At 37.6% G+C, this 16,364-nt stretch carries 19 protein-coding genes; 11 read left to right on the top strand and 8 right to left on the bottom strand.

Annotated elements, in window-relative coordinates:
• The first annotated feature begins 128 nt into the window (after positions 1–128).
• Complete coding sequence (locus acsn021_RS18205; RefSeq protein ID WP_184091800.1) at positions 129–1,619, top strand: methyl-accepting chemotaxis protein; 1,491 nt, start codon at positions 129–131, stop codon at positions 1,617–1,619.
• Between the two features lie 96 nt (positions 1,620–1,715).
• Here acsn021_RS18205 and acsn021_RS18200 read toward each other — a convergent pair whose 3' ends face one another.
• Positions 1,716–2,336 (bottom strand): histidine phosphatase family protein, encoded by a 621-nt coding sequence (locus acsn021_RS18200; RefSeq protein ID WP_184091801.1) that lies wholly within the window; start codon positions 2,334–2,336, stop codon positions 1,716–1,718.
• 548 nt (positions 2,337–2,884) lie between these two features.
• Here acsn021_RS18200 and acsn021_RS18195 point away from each other — a divergent pair.
• Both acsn021_RS18195 and acsn021_RS18190 read left to right on the top strand, forming a co-directional pair.
• Entirely contained in the window at positions 2,885–3,808 is a 924-nt protein-coding gene (locus acsn021_RS18195; RefSeq protein WP_184091803.1) for a cache domain-containing protein, read from the top strand.
• A 5-nt stretch (positions 3,809–3,813) separates the two neighbouring features.
• Complete coding sequence (locus tag acsn021_RS18190) at positions 3,814–4,668, top strand: methyl-accepting chemotaxis protein (RefSeq protein ID WP_184091805.1); 855 nt, start codon at positions 3,814–3,816, stop codon at positions 4,666–4,668.
• A 184-nt stretch (positions 4,669–4,852) separates the two neighbouring features.
• Here acsn021_RS18190 and acsn021_RS18185 read toward each other — a convergent pair whose 3' ends face one another.
• Both acsn021_RS18185 and acsn021_RS18180 read right to left on the bottom strand, forming a co-directional pair.
• A complete protein-coding gene (locus acsn021_RS18185) occupies positions 4,853–5,263 on the bottom strand; it encodes a hypothetical protein (RefSeq protein WP_184091807.1) in 411 nt (136 codons plus the stop codon).
• A 17-nt stretch (positions 5,264–5,280) separates the two neighbouring features.
• The gene (locus acsn021_RS18180; protein WP_184091809.1) at positions 5,281–5,604 is read right to left on the bottom strand and encodes a hypothetical protein; all 324 of its coding nucleotides are present in this window, start codon (positions 5,602–5,604) and stop codon (positions 5,281–5,283) included.
• A gap of 273 nt (positions 5,605–5,877) precedes the next feature.
• Here acsn021_RS18180 and acsn021_RS18175 point away from each other — a divergent pair, with 273 nt between their 5' ends.
• From acsn021_RS18175 to acsn021_RS18140, 8 genes are all read left to right on the top strand, one after another.
• Positions 5,878–6,294: a flavodoxin domain-containing protein gene (locus acsn021_RS18175; protein ID WP_184091811.1), complete on the top strand. Its 417-nt coding sequence runs from the start codon at positions 5,878–5,880 to the stop codon at positions 6,292–6,294.
• A 282-nt stretch (positions 6,295–6,576) separates the two neighbouring features.
• Positions 6,577–6,891 (top strand): thioredoxin, encoded by a 315-nt coding sequence (trxA, locus tag acsn021_RS18170; RefSeq protein WP_184091813.1) that lies wholly within the window; start codon positions 6,577–6,579, stop codon positions 6,889–6,891.
• A 225-nt stretch (positions 6,892–7,116) separates the two neighbouring features.
• Positions 7,117–7,572, top strand: a complete 456-nt coding sequence (locus tag acsn021_RS18165; protein WP_243167811.1) for a cytochrome b5 domain-containing protein — start codon at positions 7,117–7,119, stop codon at positions 7,570–7,572.
• Positions 7,573–7,597: 25 nt separating this feature from the next.
• Positions 7,598–7,846 (top strand): hypothetical protein, encoded by a 249-nt coding sequence (locus acsn021_RS18160; RefSeq protein ID WP_184091815.1) that lies wholly within the window; start codon positions 7,598–7,600, stop codon positions 7,844–7,846.
• 94 nt (positions 7,847–7,940) lie between these two features.
• Positions 7,941–8,210, top strand: coding sequence for a HypC/HybG/HupF family hydrogenase formation chaperone (locus acsn021_RS18155; RefSeq protein ID WP_184091817.1), 270 nt, complete (start codon positions 7,941–7,943; stop codon positions 8,208–8,210).
• 201 nt (positions 8,211–8,411) lie between these two features.
• Positions 8,412–9,707: a glycoside hydrolase family 27 protein gene (locus acsn021_RS18150; RefSeq protein WP_184091819.1), complete on the top strand. Its 1,296-nt coding sequence runs from the start codon at positions 8,412–8,414 to the stop codon at positions 9,705–9,707.
• 112 nt (positions 9,708–9,819) lie between these two features.
• Positions 9,820–10,752: a glycoside hydrolase family 43 protein gene (locus acsn021_RS18145; RefSeq protein ID WP_184091821.1), complete on the top strand. Its 933-nt coding sequence runs from the start codon at positions 9,820–9,822 to the stop codon at positions 10,750–10,752.
• A gap of 129 nt (positions 10,753–10,881) precedes the next feature.
• Positions 10,882–12,588, top strand: coding sequence for a S8 family peptidase (locus acsn021_RS18140; protein ID WP_184091823.1), 1,707 nt, complete (start codon positions 10,882–10,884; stop codon positions 12,586–12,588).
• Between the two features lie 80 nt (positions 12,589–12,668).
• Here acsn021_RS18140 and acsn021_RS18135 read toward each other — a convergent pair whose 3' ends face one another.
• The 5 genes from acsn021_RS18135 to acsn021_RS18115 all read right to left on the bottom strand — a co-directional run bounded on the left by acsn021_RS18135 (position 12,669) and on the right by acsn021_RS18115 (position 16,140).
• Positions 12,669–13,088: a Fur family transcriptional regulator gene (locus acsn021_RS18135; RefSeq protein ID WP_184091825.1), complete on the bottom strand. Its 420-nt coding sequence runs from the start codon at positions 13,086–13,088 to the stop codon at positions 12,669–12,671.
• A gap of 214 nt (positions 13,089–13,302) precedes the next feature.
• Positions 13,303–14,016 carry a hypothetical protein gene (locus tag acsn021_RS18130; protein ID WP_184091827.1) on the bottom strand — a complete coding sequence of 238 codons (714 nt, stop codon included), beginning with the start codon at positions 14,014–14,016 and terminating at the stop codon, positions 13,303–13,305.
• Positions 14,013–14,696, bottom strand: coding sequence for a fluoroquinolone export ABC transporter permease subunit (locus acsn021_RS18125; RefSeq protein ID WP_184091829.1), 684 nt, complete (start codon positions 14,694–14,696; stop codon positions 14,013–14,015). The genes acsn021_RS18130 and acsn021_RS18125 overlap by 4 nt, the downstream gene beginning before the upstream one ends.
• On the bottom strand, positions 14,693–15,538 hold the full coding sequence (locus tag acsn021_RS18120; RefSeq protein WP_184091831.1) for an ABC transporter ATP-binding protein: 846 nt from the start codon (positions 15,536–15,538) through the stop codon (positions 14,693–14,695). Before acsn021_RS18120 ends, acsn021_RS18125 begins: the two co-directional genes overlap by 4 nt.
• Positions 15,535–16,140 carry a TetR/AcrR family transcriptional regulator gene (locus acsn021_RS18115; protein WP_184091833.1) on the bottom strand — a complete coding sequence of 202 codons (606 nt, stop codon included), beginning with the start codon at positions 16,138–16,140 and terminating at the stop codon, positions 15,535–15,537. The genes acsn021_RS18120 and acsn021_RS18115 overlap by 4 nt, the downstream gene beginning before the upstream one ends.
• Positions 16,141–16,364 lie beyond the last annotated feature (224 nt).

The raw sequence follows: 16,364 nt of genomic DNA, 5'->3' as shown, positions 1-16,364 counted from the left end.
AGTTCTAAGTTGCACCGTTATTTATTGAATGGTATAATTATCCCCAGAGCTATTGCTTGGCAGTTTTCTGACATAACTGTAATTGTTTAAACTGCGTGAGAATATTACATAAGAACCGGAGGATGTATATGACATCAAGAGAGGCTGTAAAGGATACTTACAATCTAAAAAGAGTACATAAGGTTAACCTGATATTAACATTGGTAATAATCTGTGTTATGGAAGTGCAGTTAATTATATCAAATGGCATAGCAGCAAGTGCAAGTTTTCTTATAGTAGGAGCAATCGTTTTTCTATTAGCTGGAATGAATTATATGTTGCCTGTACATGACTACATAAAAGGAATGTTTTTTGCTCTTTTGCCCTGCGCAAGTATTATTGTTTTGTTTTATATAGAAAAGTATTCTGTAAACAAACATTACTTGATTATTTTAAGTATAATAATGGCAACGATTTATTTCAAGAAGGAATTGGTTGCCATTTTTGGTGTTATCTTAAATATTGTTATGATAAGCACGTATATCATTAACGGAGAGAAGTTTCTTTCCATTAATGCTAACTTGCAGGGGATTATAACAATTATGACAACCTTAAATTCCATTCTGATATTACTTTACCTGTTGACAAAGTGGGGTGAAGAGCTTATATACAACGCGTTCAGAAAGGAAGAGGAGGCCAATCAACTTTTATTACAGCTGCAAGAGACGGTTAAAACCTTAAAACAAGAAACGGTTGCCTTGGATGAGAACATTGGAAGCTGTAATGAAAACATAACTACAATTCACGACCACAGTAACCGGATTGTGGATACAGTAAAACAGATATCCTCTTCTATTGAACAAGAGGCACTTAGTATCCATAATATTAATCATACCATGAACCATACCTTAAAAGAGGTAAATCAAACACTTGCTGTTTCTAAGGAAATCGTACAACATTCAGAAGAGATGAATCATATGGTGGAAAAAAGCTATGATGAGATTACCCAGGTGGATAAATATATGGAGGCAGTGAATTCTGTTATTGGTACAACTGCCACAACTGTTTCAGATCTAGAAAGTAATCTTTTAGTGGTAAATTCCCTACTGGATGGAATTAAGCAGATTGCCGGACAAACGAATCTGTTAGCTTTAAACGCCGCAATCGAATCTGCCAGAGCGGGAGAGCAGGGGAAGGGATTTGCAGTAGTGGCAGAAGAAGTCCGTAAGCTTGCAGAACAGAGCTCCTCCATTGCAGCAGATATTTCACAAGTTACAAGTGAACTATTTGTAAAAGCCAATGAGGCCAGTGTAAAGTCTTCTGAAGGAAGAGAAGCAGTCAGTCAGGTGCAATTAATTGTAAATGGATTGGCAGATTATTTTAGAGAATTTAAAGGCAACTTTAGTTCCAATAATCAGGAATTATCTGAAGGCATGGCTAATATTGAGACTGCCGCAAAGCAGTTTGTACATATTCAAAAAGAAATTGAAACCGTAACCAGCATTGCGGAGGAGAATAATCTATCAACAGAAGAAATCCTTGTAACTCTGGAACATGAGAATACCCTAATTTCTGAAATAAAGGTTGTGGTTACAGAAATGAATCAGTTAAGCGGACACTTAAAGGAATTAGTTAAATAGAGGAAAGAAAAGATGATTGCGCCTTACTTACAGCTTCAAGTTGTAATAAGGTGCAATCACCTTTTTTATAGGAACATAGATTAACTGCCCATTCTTTTAAAGAGTATGACCCGGCAGGTGATGCATATCATTAAAACCTATTAACAGAGGATTTGATGGAGTGACAAATGAAAGTCTTGTAATGGAGGTGTTGCCAAGATAAAAATGATGGTACATCGTTATTTTCCAATCAAATAAACCAATGAGAGCCGCTTTAATAATACCTCCATGGGCAACAATGGCTATTTTTTTACCTTGGTTCGCTTCAACCAGTTTCCGTATAGCCTCGGTAGCTCTGATAATTACCTTTTCTAAGGTTAAATCACCGCCCATAAGTTTACCCTCATCACTTCTAAAGGCGTTAAATTCTTCCGGATATTTTTCCTTAATCTCATGAAAAGTAAAACCTTCCCATGTACCAAAATTAATTTCTTTTATATCATCCTCTATAATTGGAAGAAGACCACCATTACTTTCTCCCAGTATTACCGCTGTGTCATATGCTCGCCTTAATGGACTGGCATATATAACATCAAATTTATGTTTTAGAGCTTCCTTTAAATGATTTGCCTGTTTGATACCATCTTCCGATAAATCAATATCGGTACAGCCTTGGAACCGGCCTGCTTTATTCCATATCGTTTCTCCGTGTCTGATTAAGTATACTTCTGTCGACATAAAACTCCCATCCGTGTGCGAAGCACACATAAAAATAAGGATGTTGAAAATTTTTCAACGTAACTCCCATCCGTGTGCGAAGCACTTGTGTTTTATTACTATTATACCTATCTATTAAAGAAATTCAATCTCTTTCTCGATATTAAATTTTACCAAGGTAGGTTCTATCAATAAATCATATTATTATATAGTGTGAATAAATATTCGGAAGTGCATAATTATAACACTGGTAGATTTATGTAGTATCCTAATTTTAGGAATTTTTACTGATTTGTTTTTATTTTTGTGCAAAAAGATAGGAAGAAGTTATGGATTAATAATAAAATGTGAATTGAATTATAAGATATATATAAAAATATTATAAAAAAGATTGAAAACATGTTTTATTATACCTAATTGTAAGGGAAAAATAAATTGATTTGAGGTTCAAATTAATTTAAAACATAGTAGTTGTATTTTTATGTAGATTATTGTAGAATTGGTTAATCCCAGATGAGAAAATACCGTAAAAATCTGTGAAATAAGAAAGCAATAGAGGGGGAATGCCTATGAAATTAAATAATTTAAAAGTGAAAACCCAGGTTATATTACTTTCCATATTTTTGCTAGTTGTAGCAGTTGTCATTGGCATATTGGCGATGGTAAATCAGCGTAGTGTAATTAATAGAAACTTAGCGGTTTTAGAAGATAGTATACGTAAGGATTATGATGAAAATATTAAGAGTCAGGTTGAGTCTGTGGTTAGTATGCTGCGAATAATTTATGTAGATTATACAGCCGGTGAATATAGTCTTGACGAAGCAAAAGAAATGGGTGCTAAGGTAATAAAGGGGATAACCTATGGCGAAGCCGGATACTTTTGGGCAGATACATATGAAGGTCTTAACGTTGCAATGTATGGAAAAGATATAGTAGGAACAAACCGGATAGAGGAGGTGGATGAGAACGGCTATTCGTATATGAAAGGAATTATTGAAGTCGGAAGAAGTGAAGGCGGGGGTTATACCGAATATTGGTTTCCAAAGCCAAATGAAACAGAAGCCAGCCCTAAAAGAAGCTATAGCCTTGCCTTTGAGCCTTTTGAATGGGTAATAGGAACTGGTAATTATACGGATTATATAGATGATATAATTGAGAATTTAAAGGAAGAGGAGATTGCTAATTCCAATGCTGCAATGCTGCGTTTTCTACTAATTTTTCTCGGAACCTTTGTAGCTTCTGTTCTGGTTATTAGCTACATATCAAGAAATATTAGCAAATCCTTTAAAATGGTAAGTCAGTTCTTAAGTACACTTGCAACTGGTAATTTTAAGACTGCACTTCCAGATAATTATACAAAGCGAACAGATGATTTCGGGTTATTGGCTAAAGATTTAGAAAGTATGAAGGATTCTATTGCTGTACTGGTCAGTAAGACAAAAGACGAAGCTGACAGTATTGTTTATGCTGTTGAAAAATCAGCGGTAATATAAAAGCATTGAATGAGGATATTGAAGATGTATCAGCAACTACGGAAGAATTAGCAGCCGGAATGGAAGAAACAGCTGCATCTGCGCAGGAAATGAGTGCAGTATCCGCAGAGATTGAGTCTGCTGTAAAATCTATTGCTGGCAAAGCCCAGGAGGGAGCACTACAAGCCGTAGAAATCAGCAGCCGTGCTGAGACTACCAGACAAAATGTAGTACAGTTCCAGCAAAAGACAAAAGAGGTACAAAATGAAATACAACAAAAGCTAGAAGATGCGCTGGAACAATCCAAGGTAGTATTACAAATTGAAGTTCTTTCCCAAGCTATTATGGGAATTACGGCACAGACAAATCTACTGGCTTTAAATGCGGCAATCGAAGCCGCCAGAGCAGGGGAGGCCGGCAAAGGGTTTGCAGTGGTGGCAGATGAAATCAGAAAACTTGCGGAGCAGTCCAAAACAATGGTAGAACAGATTCAGCAAGTAACTGGAGAAGTAACGAATTCAGTCATAAATTTATCTGATAATACGAATCTGTTACTTAAATTTGTTTCAACAGATATTGTTGAAAGCTATGGCAGGGTTTTAGAGGTAGTAGATGCCTATAGAAATGATGCAGAGTACATGGACAGTTTAGTGAATGATTTTAGTACGACGGCCGAAAGTCTAGAAGCTTCCATTCAAAGTGTTATTATTGCAGTGAATGAAGTGGCAAGAGCTTCTCAGGAAGGAGCAGCCGGAACCGGTGAAATTGCAGGGAAAGTTATGGAGATTACCTCTAAGTCTTCAGAAGTTTCAGTGTTAATGCAGGCATCAAGAGAGAGTTCAGAACATTTGCAGATAGAAATGAACCGCTTTATCGTCTAAATAGGATTGTATATATATATAAATAAAGAACAAATAAATAAAGACTGTTTCAAACACCAAGTATCGGGCGAATGCCTTAAGATGACTTGTTTTGAAACAGTCTTTTTAGATTATTGTGAGGTGAAGATCTGTACTTCTTTAAATAACGCTATATATACATGATGTCTCAAAGATTAGGGGAATTTTATACTGCGTTATGGCAGAAAGCTGCTATACTGTCGATGGGGATATCACATACAGCACCGATTTCACGGCGTCTGTCTCTATCTCTATCTCTATCCCAGTCATTATTATCACAGCAGTTGTTGTTATAATCATAGTTGTTATTGTTACAATCATGATTACCATTGTTGCCATTATCGAAGTCGCCGCATACAGAACCAACTAGAGGGCAGGAAGGAGCCATTCCTTCACGGGAATCAAGCCTTACGAAATCACAGTTAACGGATAAGATAACACCGGTGAAGCCGCAGCCGGATAGTCCTCCGCTGGTAGTAAAGATAATTACTGTTTCACCTATAAATTTACAAAGATGTCTTGCAAATGTAGCATTGTTGCCACTGTTAAAGCCATTGTTAAAACCATTATTAGACATATAATTTCCCTCCTTTATTAAACTGCATTGTGACAGAAGGCTGCAATTTTATCAAATGGAATATCACATACTGAGCCAACTGCAAATCCATGATTTCTGCGATGGTCATGATTGTTTAAATCCCTGCAGCAAGAACTGTTAGGGCCACCAATAGGATTCGTGGGTGCGGTACCTCTACGGGTTACTAATCGAACGAAATCACAGTTTACTGCTAATACGACACCAGTAAAACCACATCCGGATACACCGCCGCTTTTTGTAAATATAGTAACCGTTTCTCCTACGAATTTGTTCAAATGAGCTGCTAATGTCTGGTTACCGTTAAAGCCATTACATGACATAAATATTTCCTCCTTTTTTTGCATTTAGGTTACTTGCCTGTTGCTGTTTCAGTACTGTTTAGCACTGGTAACCTTTACATTATACTATGTCAAATTTCTAATAAATGTGTCAGCAAATTACAAATAAATTTTATTAAGTATATAAATAAATATTTCATTAGAATTTAGTGTCGAAAAACATATAATATAGAGAGAAACCAAATAATTTCCAATATGGTTCCTTATGTATGTTTCAATCGGCATGCTTCATTGTAAATGAAAGGATGGATGTGAATGAAAGCAATGATTGTATATTCTACAAAAGCAGGCAAGACAGAGAAAGTTGCTAAGGCTATGGGAGAACAATTAGGAATCACTCCTGTAAATGTTATTTATAAACCAATTGTATCAGACATTGATGTACTCTTCGTTGGCAGCGGTATTTACTATGGTACCGTTTCGGAGGAGATTCAATTGTTTTTAGATACTCTTCGAGTAGACGCTGCGAAAAAAATTGTATTATTTTCAACCTCCCAAATTGGAAAAGATGTACTGGTGGAATTACGGGAGGAACTCTTAGACAAAGGTTTCGCTGTTTCTAACAAATCCTTTCACTGTAAGGGAAAATTCATTTATTTTAACTTTGGTCATCCCAATGCAAAAGATTTAAGAAATGCCGCGGATTTTGTAAAAGAAATAACAAATGGCTAAGAACAAGTAGAATTAATTTAGATACTTTGATAAATAGAAACTCTAAGCGTTCCAGATCTATACTGGGAAGTGATAGAGTTTCTTACATAGAGTGGTTGTAAATATTTGTAACTTCATCACAGACTTTATTTCTAAAATACTTATAATAAAGATATAACCAATATAAATTGAATTGAGTTACTCTACCCAAGGAACGTCTTTAAATACTATATAAGAAAGCAATTTACCATGACAAAAAACAAAGTTCAATTTATACAGTAAATAATAAAGGAGATTAATAATATGAGTGCATTAAAAATAACAAGTAAAAATTTTGAAAATGAGGTATTAAAATCTGAGAAACCTGTATTGCTAGATTTTTGGGCTTCCTGGTGCGGTCCTTGTAAGATGGTTGCTCCAATTATTGATGAAATTGCGAAAGAAGCGGAGGGAATTGCAAAAGTAGGGAAAATAAACATAGATGAAGAAGAAGAGCTGGCACAGGCTTTCCATATTATGAGCATACCAACTCTTGTAGTAGTAAAAGATGGAAAGGTTGTGGACAGTTCTGTAGGGGTAAAACCCAAAAAAGCTATCTTATCACTAATCAGTGAATAGTTCCCCCTATCCTTACTAAAGCCTGTAAAGGTTGCTGCTTATGTAACGTTGTAATGTCCTGTCTCGAATCGGAAGTTACAAAGCAGCGGCCTTTTTTATGTGTGGAGATATAGCGTAACGTTAATAAGCAAATTTAAAAAGAAGTATAATCCTGTCCTTTTTCTAATATATTGAAGTATAGTCGGACTATTGTTAGTACGCATTGGAAAGGGCAGGGTTATTATTATGAAGGGAGATTATGGAATCAGAGAGATGGTCGAGCAGTTCCGAGCCGAAATTGCTTATTACAGCAAGATGGAAATAGCCGGAAATACTCCTTATGAAAAAGAATTACATCAAAAACTGATGCAGGAGCGTACGGAAGAATTAATTCATACCATTCAAAAATACATTGTAAAAGCGCAGCAGACCATACCGGAGCAGGAAACTCCGCCAGTGGAAATGAGGACTTTTACCTTGCAGGAACTTGCTGAGTACAATGGCACAGGTGGTAAAGCGGCTTATGTAGCAGTAAATGGAAAGGTTTATGATATGAGTGAAAAAGCTGGCTGGGCCGGGGGGAGTCATTACGGGTTATTTGCCGGTAATGATTTAACCGGTCAATTTATGAGCTGCCACATGGGAATTGAAACCGTTTTAAATCAATTACCTCAGGTAGGTACGTTAATATCAGATGTGTAAGTTATAGAAATGAAGGAGGTATGCTATGCCTGATACAATTCTGCTACAAAAGATTTCGGAAGAGTTGGAAGTGCTAAGTACACAAAAGCACTATAACAAGGTCAACAATCTTATTCTAAGTGTGAATCGAGATAGCTCTATAAGTAAAGAAATTCTTTTTAAACATCTTTGCAGTATAAACAAAAAAAGATATGGTGACTGGACAAAAATACAGATCGAACGAGATGACATATCGGAACAGGCGGTAATCTTTAAAAACCTAGAGGGAGAATAAAAAGCAGTGCACATGTAATGCCTGCCTAAACAGTTAATTTAGGCAGTTGGTAATCCTTGATTAAAATACGATAAGGCTTAAAAGGAGTGTAAGAATGTGCATAGCTGTGCCCGCTAAAATAATTGAGATTGAGACATATATGAAAGATAAAGAGGAGAGATGCGTTTCTGATAAGGTTAAAAGTGTTACTGCTAAGGTGGAGATTCTTGGTATAGTTAGCCGGGTAAATATACAGTTATTAGAGGAGCCTCAGGTCGGTGAGTATGTATTAGTTCATGCAGGCTGTGCAATTAAAAAGATAGATGAAGAATATTATGGCTATTTAGAAATGATTCACCGGGCGAAGTGGGAGGAGTTGATGTAGGAGGTGTTTGAAACCATATTTCAGTAGTAATGGTTCAATCGTTTTAAACACACTTTAGGTGGATGCAACATAATGCATAAAACTTTCATGATTTAGACATGGTATCTGTGGGATAAGTATGGTATATATAGTTGAGAGTGAGTTGTGAAGTGATTTAAACAGATGATTACAAAAATACAAAAATATAAGGAGCAGATACACATGTTTAAAAGTTATGCGCAAACTCCGCCTATGGGATGGAACAGTTGGGATTGTTACGGTGCTTCCGTTACAGAAAAGCAGTTGTTAGGCAATGCTGAATTTATGGCAGAACATTTAAAGGAATATGGTTGGGAATATGTAGTCTGTGACATTCAATGGTATGAACCGAAAGCAGTTTCAACTATGTATAATCATTTTTATCCTTTATCCATGGATGAATACTCCAGACTGATTCCGGCAGAAAACCGCTTTCCATCAGCTGCAAATGGGGTTGGATTTAAGGGTATTGCCGATAAAATACATGATATGGGACTAAAATTTGGAATTCACATTATGCGTGGAATTCCTAGACAGGCAGTACATATGGCAGCCCCGATTAAGGGGACTACAGCAACGGCAAGAGACATTGCCCATAGCTTTTCTTTGTGTAAGTGGAATACGGATATGTATGGTGTAAATCCGGATGCAGAAGGTGCTCAATGCTATTATGATTCTCTTTTTGAATTATATGCCGTATGGGGAGTGGATTTTGTAAAGGTAGATGATATCAGCAACACAGAATATAAGCCCCATGATGTTTATTCTGCAAAAGGCGAAATTGAATTAATCCGTAAGGCGATTGATAAATGTGGTCGTCCTATGGTATTAAGTCTCTCACCAGGTCCGGCGCCTCTTGAAGAAGCTGCTCATCTTTTAGAGCACGCCAATATGTGGCGTATGACAGGGGATTTCTGGGATAACTGGCCTCAGCTTTATGCAATGTTTGAACGGTGTCGGGCGTGGAGTCCATATGTGGGTGATGGCCGTTGGCCGGATTGTGATATGCTGCCCCTTGGAAGAATCGAACTAAATAATACCGGAGACGGTGGTAAAGGCAGACCTACTAATTTTACAAAAGAAGAACAAATTACGATGATGACCCTTTGGAGCATATTCCGCTCGCCTCTTATGCTTGGCAGCGAATTACAGGGACTGGATAGCTGGACCCTAAGCCTTTTGACCAATAAAGATGTTATTAACCTGTTAAAGCATTCTCATGGTGCAAGAGAAATTATGAGAACCAGTGACACGGTTGTATGGAGAAGTTTTGGCAAGGATGGTAGTGTTTATGTTGCTTTCTTTAATACCTCCTTTGCATTAACGAAACCACAAGTAAGCTTTATGCAGCTAGGTCTCAAGGGAAGATACCAAGTACGAGATTTGTGGGAAGAAAAAGAATTAGAAACAGCTGATGGACGTCTTATGGCAGAACTAAACCCTCATGGTGCGGCTTTATACCAATTAAAACGCATCTAAGGTGAAATGTTTGTCGAAGCACTATATCTGTGGTATAATATGGCATACAATAAGAGTTGGATTTTAACAGCAACGAAAAAAATAGACATGCACAAGTACTAGGAGGAACGACATGAATACAAGCGGATTAAAGTACAGCGGTTATTTCTTTGTTCACTTCACCGGAGAAGATAAAGAATACGGAGAACAAATTTATTTTTCTGTCAGTAAGGATGGGCTTCACTGGACAGATTTAAATAAAGGAGAGCATGTACTATGCTCTCCTTTAGGCGATAAAGGGGTAAGGGATCCATTTATTGTCCGCTCAGAAAAAGAGAATAAATTTTATTTGATTGCTACGGATTTAAGAATATACAGTGGTAAGTCCTGGAGTGATGCAGTCACTAAAGGGAGCAGAGATATTATTGTGTGGGAATCGGGGGATTTGATACACTGGGGAGAACCGTGGGCAGTAACAGTAGGAATTGAGGGAGCCGGTTGTGTATGGGCACCCGAGGTTATATATGATGAAAGTCAGGAGAATTTCCTTGTATTTTGGGCCTCTCATACAAAGGAAGAGCAGGAGGAAGGAAAACATAGAATATATTCTGCCAGAACCAGAGACTTTAGAAACTTTACCCCTGCAAAAAAATATATTGAACGGGAAAATCACATCATAGATACAACGATGATTTATCATAATGGCTCCTATTACCGCTTTTCGAAGGATGAGACGACAAAAAACATCCGTACCGAAAAAGGCAGCTCTCTTGCCCCAGATGCTTTTGTCCCTATGAGTGCTCCGGTAGTGGAAAGCCTGCAAGGCGTGGAAGGTCCTCAGATTTTTAAGTTCAATGACAGGGATGAATGGTGTTTAATTGTTGACCGTTATGCAACTCATGGAGGATATCTGCCCTTAATTACATCTGATTTAGAAAAAGGTGAATTCCGTATTCTTAGCGAGGATGAATTTGATTTGGGACAAACTGTAAAGCGTCATGGTAGTGTTATTAATATAACAGAGGAAGAATACCAAAGACTACTTAAAAGCTATCCGATTGTATAAGAGATGTCAGGTGATTCGTGTGAAATATAAATAAATTTCACACCCTGGTTTGAGTTATTAAAAAATATAGGAAAAGTTTTCACGTATCCATCATATAAATTAATAAACTGAACTTGGGTGGATATGTCAATGACCGAAGAAGAAAGATATAAAATAACCAGTAATGACTATATGGATTTACTGGTTGAAGGGTATGAGAATGGTTTTGTAAACCCATTTGAAAAATATACGGGCTTTTCAATAAACAGGGTCAACGATCGATTTGCAACAGTGCATATTCCGGCTGAAAATCTGACTTATGACAGTGTACAGAAATTCGGATATTCCCTACTTCCAAAATGTTATGGTTTATTGTCACCTTCTAGTTTGGAAGCATCAGGAGTTGAACAGCTGCGAAAGGTTCCTGGATTTAATCTTCGAGGCCAAGGTGTGTTGATTGGTTTTGTGGATACGGGTATCGATTATCTGAACGCTGCTTTTCGCTATGCAGATCAGACAACAAGAATCGTATCGATTTGGGATCAAACCATAGAAAGCAGTAATTATCCCCCCAAATTTTTCTATGGGACGGAATATAGACAAAATCAAATAAATAGGGCCTTATTAGTTAATGACCCCTTTTCCGTTGTACCAAGTAAAGATGAGATTGGTCATGGTACCATGCTTGCGGGAGTTGCGGCAGGTTCTGTAGATATTGCTAATAATTTTTCAGGAGTTGCGCCGGATACAGAGATTGTCGTTGTGAAATTAAAAGAGGCGAAGCAAAACATAAGGGAGTTTTTCCGTATTCCGGATGGAGCTTTATGCTTTCAGGAAAATGATATCATACTGGGAATTCAGTATCTGGTAGATATTGCAAAAAGACTTGACAGACCAATAGCCATTTGCATTGGGGTTGGAACTTCTCAGGGTTCACATGAGGGAGAGAGTATTCTTTGCAAATATTTGAATGATGAAGGTAATGTTGTAGGACATTCTGTGGTGGTTGCATCCGGTAATGAGGGGAATGAGAGACACCATTACTATGGGGAGATTAATCCCAGCAGTGAATTTGATATTATCGGTTTACATATTGGAAATGATGAAAAAGGGTTTTCAATGGAACTTTGGGGGTACGCCCCTAATATAGTTGAAGTAGATATCTATGCCCCTACCGGTGCGTTTGTCGGTAGAATACCCTCCAGCTTTTTGCAAAGAAATACTTTGGAGATGGTCTTTGAACAGACGACAATTTATATTGATAATAATATCAATGAAGATATTACGGGAAATCAATTAATTTTATTCCGGTTTTTCAATGCCATAGAAGGGGTATGGCGTTTTGTAGTATCAGGGACAGGAGATTTAACATTACGATATCATATTTGGCTGCCTATTAATAATTTTTTATCCAGTAATACTTATTTTCTCAATGCGGATTCTAATACTACCCTTTCGGCTCCTGCAAATGCAATCAATAGTATAAGTGTAACGGCATATAATGATGCCAATAACAGTCTGTATTATTATACCAGCAGAGGTTTCACAAAAAACAATGGACTAAAGCCGGATGTAGCGGCACCGGGTGTTAATATTTCATCTCCGGCCATGAGTGGTGGATATTATAATTATACCGGCAGCAGTGCTGCTGCCGCCCATGCAACAGGAATAACCGCCATGTTATTGGAATGGGGAATTCTGAAAGGGAATTTCACCACCCTAAATAATGTAATACTGCGAAAAATGTTAGTCAGTGGTGCAAGGAGAAGTCCAACTATTTCTTACCCAGATCAGGCATGGGGATTTGGAATTTTGGATATATATAGGACATTTAAATTATTTTATGAAGAGGACTAAGTTAGTACTCTATAGTGAGTTTACTTTTAATAGAATGAAATAAGGATTTCTGCAAATATAGCAAGCGTTTGCAGGAATCCTTATTTTTCGTCCTTAACGATAGAGCATTTCGGACATACGCCAAAAAACTCCAGGCTGTGTCCGGTTATAGTATAGCCGGTTTCTTGTGATAAATGATCTTCTAAAGCTTCCAAGGGGCAGGTGTTAATTGGCACCTTTTCATTGCAAAGAGTACAAATTAAAGTATGTTTATGAGTGTGGTTATTGATTTCATAATAGGTTTTCCCATCCTGATATAGAGTTTTTGTTACCACATTTTTTTCAGCAAGAGCATTCAAGGCTCGATATATGGTAGAGATACTCATCTTTATGTCTTGCGAAGTAATCTCTGCTATTTCTTCGGCAGTAAGAGCAGAAGAAGCTTTCTCTAATACGGACAGTATTAAGATTCTTTTTTTGGTTTGTTTTAACTCGGCTGATTTTAAGGTTTTATTGTTCAATGGTATTCCTCCCTTATTCAATAAAATCATAAGTTACATTAAGGAAAATGTCAAGAGTGGGGTTGTTTTAAGTTTACATAGTTTTATATAAAGCCCCAGTCTTAACTAACATCCTAAATGGATGGACTGGTATGTATCGTACCGGGTTTTAATTTATTTGCCGTTTTCATATATTCTGTACACCTTAACATGGTGTACAGAATATATGAAAACGTTATGCAATTTTTTTGTCAAACTTACGGTACAGCAGAAAAACCCAGATAAGGGAAGATAGAAATCCGGGAATTAAAAATATAAAATCCTGTCCTATACAAAACTTGGCTATCCAAAAAGATGGCAGAGGTAAGAACAGATACTGTATATCTGAAAAAACGAAGAAGGGTACGGGCAGTCCCAGCATCAAAAGCCCTGACAGCTTTGCCATCGCCATACCCTCCACACGGTTATGTGAAAAAGAAAATAGCAGCAATGCCATGGAAATACCGGCAATGCTTGTTAAAAGGCAAGTAAGAAAAATATTTAAAATCGGCCAGGGTGTCAGAGAAAACCAACTCAAAAGAGCAATTGACACAATATAGGCTATTACCGTCGGAAAGACCAGCCTGGAGAGAATATACCCCTTTTTACCCACCGGGGTTACGGTAAGGTAACCGGCTATGTTTTCATCGTATTCAACTAGCATCATCATTGCTGATGCATAACAGAGCATATATGGTGTTACAAGAGCCAGCAGCAGATCAAACAGCAAGTAGTAATCGGCAAGAATAACTGCTTTTCCCATAGAGTCACATAAGAGGGTCTCAATGGAAGGAATGCCGAAACGAATAAAAAATGCGGTAAAGACAGTAGCAATACAGACAGCGATAAGCATCGTATCCTTAAATACCTGCCCTACAAACATAGTAAAAGATCGAAGCAGGGGTTTCATGGCTTTACACCTCCTAATGAGTGCAGACTTCCGGTTACCACACGATGTGTCAACAGTACCGACAGAATTGTCCATAATATAAGAATAAAGGTTGCAGGCAATGCCTTATCTCCATTTTGACACAACTCAATAATACAAACACCCGGATGAACTATCATTAAGCTAGGTTTTAATCCAAATATATAAGCAATTGCAGGTACGTTAATAATAATTTCAGCAGGGATGGTAGCAACTATAAATTGATTTAGAGTTGTAATATTTGAAGCAATCAAAAGCCCTATAGCAGAAAACAGACAGGAACCCAAAAATACGCCTATGATGAATAATAAAGGGTTCGTTATAATACCACTTCCCAATCCTATGAGCAGGCCTACTACTGTGGAAATGATGGCGATGGATAAGAGTTTTGAAACCACATACTCTATTGGTCTGACAGGTGATATAGCAAGGCTGTCTAAAACTCTTTCACCCTTTTCGAAGAGTACAATTGCCCCCATGAAGAATAGTCCCATGGCTGCAGGGTCTGTAAAAATCATCAAAATAGCGGCTTGCTCGCGCCAACTTTCAGGCAAAGCGAAGAGAAGACCTATATAGAGTATAGTAAATATCAGATACAGAAAATAAAAACCGTATTTAAACTGGAAGCGAATATCGCCGATAAGCAGTACATTTATTCTCATTGCAGTTGCCTCCCTGTCAGTTCTACAAAAATATCATTGAGGGTAGGTTCACTGCTGTGGATAGACAACAGCCTATTTTCCAGTACAAGCCTTTGCAATCTAATATCCGCACCTGTTTCGTTTAGAGGGATTTCGGACAGTTCCTCCCTGCCATCCAGAGTATAAGTATACCGAACCTTCGAAGCACCTCTTAACATAATTAGATTTCGTGGTGTATCCAATGCCCGCAGTTTACCGTCCACAATAAAAGCTACACGGTCGCAAAGTTCAGTTGCGTCGTACATATTGTGAGTAGTCAGCAATATAGTTTTGCCCTTTGCTTTTTCCTGTAAAATGATGTCCTTCATACGTCTTGCATTGGAGGGGTCAAGTCCAGAGGTTGGCTCATCGAGAAAAAGTAAGGATGGCTCATGGAGAAGTGCTTTAATAAAGTTTAGCCTTGATTTCATACCCTTGGAGAAAGCCGAGACCTTTTTCTCTGCATCAGCAAGCAGTCCAACGCTATCCAGCAGCGGGTCGATTGCCTGGTGTTTTTTGTAAAGGGAAGCGAAAAAGTGAAGATTTTCCCGGGCTGTCAGTTTTGAGTAGAGACTGGGAAATTCAAAATCCACACCGATATTTTCGTAAAAGCTGTTGTCATGATGCTTTACCTCTGTGCCATTTAACTGCACACTACCTTCATACGTGGTCAAGAGACCTGTAAGTATTTTTTGCAATGTGCTTTTGCCAGCGCCGGAGGGGCCTAAAAATCCAAAGATTTCACCATTCCTAACATCAAAGTTCATGTTTTGAATGAATGGCTGTTTGGTATAGCTGAATTGTAAACCTTGTACCTGAATCATAATGTATCCTCCTCAAACAGTTGAAGTACAACACCCCGCAGCATAACACGAATTGTATCATCAAATACGTGTTCTCCAATCTCACGCTTGTGGAGCATTGTACAAAAGATTGCTCGTAAAACAGCACTGAATATTTTGATGGTATCTTCTGTATGGGTGCCAGGCAGTAAAGAAAGCAGATGCCTCATAGCAAAGTCGTCCTCTTGTGCATGGGTGGCCGCAAGCTCTGGGGGTAATTTTCGTACAAGCAGCTCAAGGTCTCCATTTGCAATAAAGGTATAAATGAATGTGGAATCTACCTGCTTGTATAAGCGATAGATTAAATCTGTAATCGTATCTGTATTAATGTTACCCTGCAACTCTTCAATCCAATGGAGAAGAGTAGTCTGTAATTCATTGTGGAGTGAACAAAATACATCAAAAAAAAGTAATTCCTTAGAAGGATAAAACAGGTAGAAAGTTCCCTTGGGTATGTTTACTCTTTTAACAAGTTCATCTACCGTAGTCTTACGCACACCGAACTGGGCAAGACATATATATGCCTCATCCATTAGGCGTTTTTTAATATAGGCCCTTTCACTGTCAGAATAAGTCTTTGGCAAAGTAGTATTCCTCCTTTTTTTGAACTATTTGACCAATATCAACTATATAGTCAATTTAGAGTTTTGTCAATCATTTTAAATATTGCTACAGCTGATAAGTAGTTTATGACAGAAGGGGTATCGCCATATTGTACTAACAAATAGGTAAAAGTATATTCTATTTGTCCTTGACAAATGAAAAGGAAAGTAGTATATTAAATGCAAATGATTTGCATTTGCGTTTG

The organism is Anaerocolumna cellulosilytica (assembly GCF_014218335.1).
Classification (GTDB): Bacteria; Bacillota; Clostridia; order Lachnospirales; family Lachnospiraceae; genus Anaerocolumna; species Anaerocolumna cellulosilytica.
Note: the sequence above shows the minus strand (reverse complement) of the source record. Positions and strands in the feature narration are given on the sequence as shown.

Bases quoted from the DNA above. Each gene is read 5' to 3' on its own strand.
- acsn021_RS18205 (WP_184091800.1), top strand. From the start codon at position 129: ATGACATCAAGAGAGGCTGTAAAGGATACTTACAATCTAAAAAGAGTA.
- acsn021_RS18200 (WP_184091801.1), bottom strand. From the start codon at position 2,336: ATGTCGACAGAAGTATACTTAATCAGACACGGAGAAACGATATGGAAT.
- acsn021_RS18195 (WP_184091803.1), top strand. From the start codon at position 2,885: ATGAAATTAAATAATTTAAAAGTGAAAACCCAGGTTATATTACTTTCC.
- acsn021_RS18185 (WP_184091807.1), bottom strand. From the start codon at position 5,263: ATGTCTAATAATGGTTTTAACAATGGCTTTAACAGTGGCAACAATGCT.
- acsn021_RS18180 (WP_184091809.1), bottom strand. From the start codon at position 5,604: ATGTCATGTAATGGCTTTAACGGTAACCAGACATTAGCAGCTCATTTG.
- acsn021_RS18175 (WP_184091811.1), top strand. From the start codon at position 5,878: ATGAAAGCAATGATTGTATATTCTACAAAAGCAGGCAAGACAGAGAAA.
- trxA (WP_184091813.1), top strand. From the start codon at position 6,577: ATGAGTGCATTAAAAATAACAAGTAAAAATTTTGAAAATGAGGTATTA.
- acsn021_RS18165 (WP_243167811.1), top strand. From the start codon at position 7,117: ATGAAGGGAGATTATGGAATCAGAGAGATGGTCGAGCAGTTCCGAGCC.
- acsn021_RS18160 (WP_184091815.1), top strand. From the start codon at position 7,598: ATGCCTGATACAATTCTGCTACAAAAGATTTCGGAAGAGTTGGAAGTG.
- acsn021_RS18155 (WP_184091817.1), top strand. From the start codon at position 7,941: ATGTGCATAGCTGTGCCCGCTAAAATAATTGAGATTGAGACATATATG.
- acsn021_RS18150 (WP_184091819.1), top strand. From the start codon at position 8,412: ATGTTTAAAAGTTATGCGCAAACTCCGCCTATGGGATGGAACAGTTGG.
- acsn021_RS18145 (WP_184091821.1), top strand. From the start codon at position 9,820: ATGAATACAAGCGGATTAAAGTACAGCGGTTATTTCTTTGTTCACTTC.
- acsn021_RS18140 (WP_184091823.1), top strand. From the start codon at position 10,882: ATGACCGAAGAAGAAAGATATAAAATAACCAGTAATGACTATATGGAT.
- acsn021_RS18130 (WP_184091827.1), bottom strand. From the start codon at position 14,016: ATGAAACCCCTGCTTCGATCTTTTACTATGTTTGTAGGGCAGGTATTT.
- acsn021_RS18125 (WP_184091829.1), bottom strand. From the start codon at position 14,696: ATGAGAATAAATGTACTGCTTATCGGCGATATTCGCTTCCAGTTTAAA.
- acsn021_RS18120 (WP_184091831.1), bottom strand. From the start codon at position 15,538: ATGATTCAGGTACAAGGTTTACAATTCAGCTATACCAAACAGCCATTC.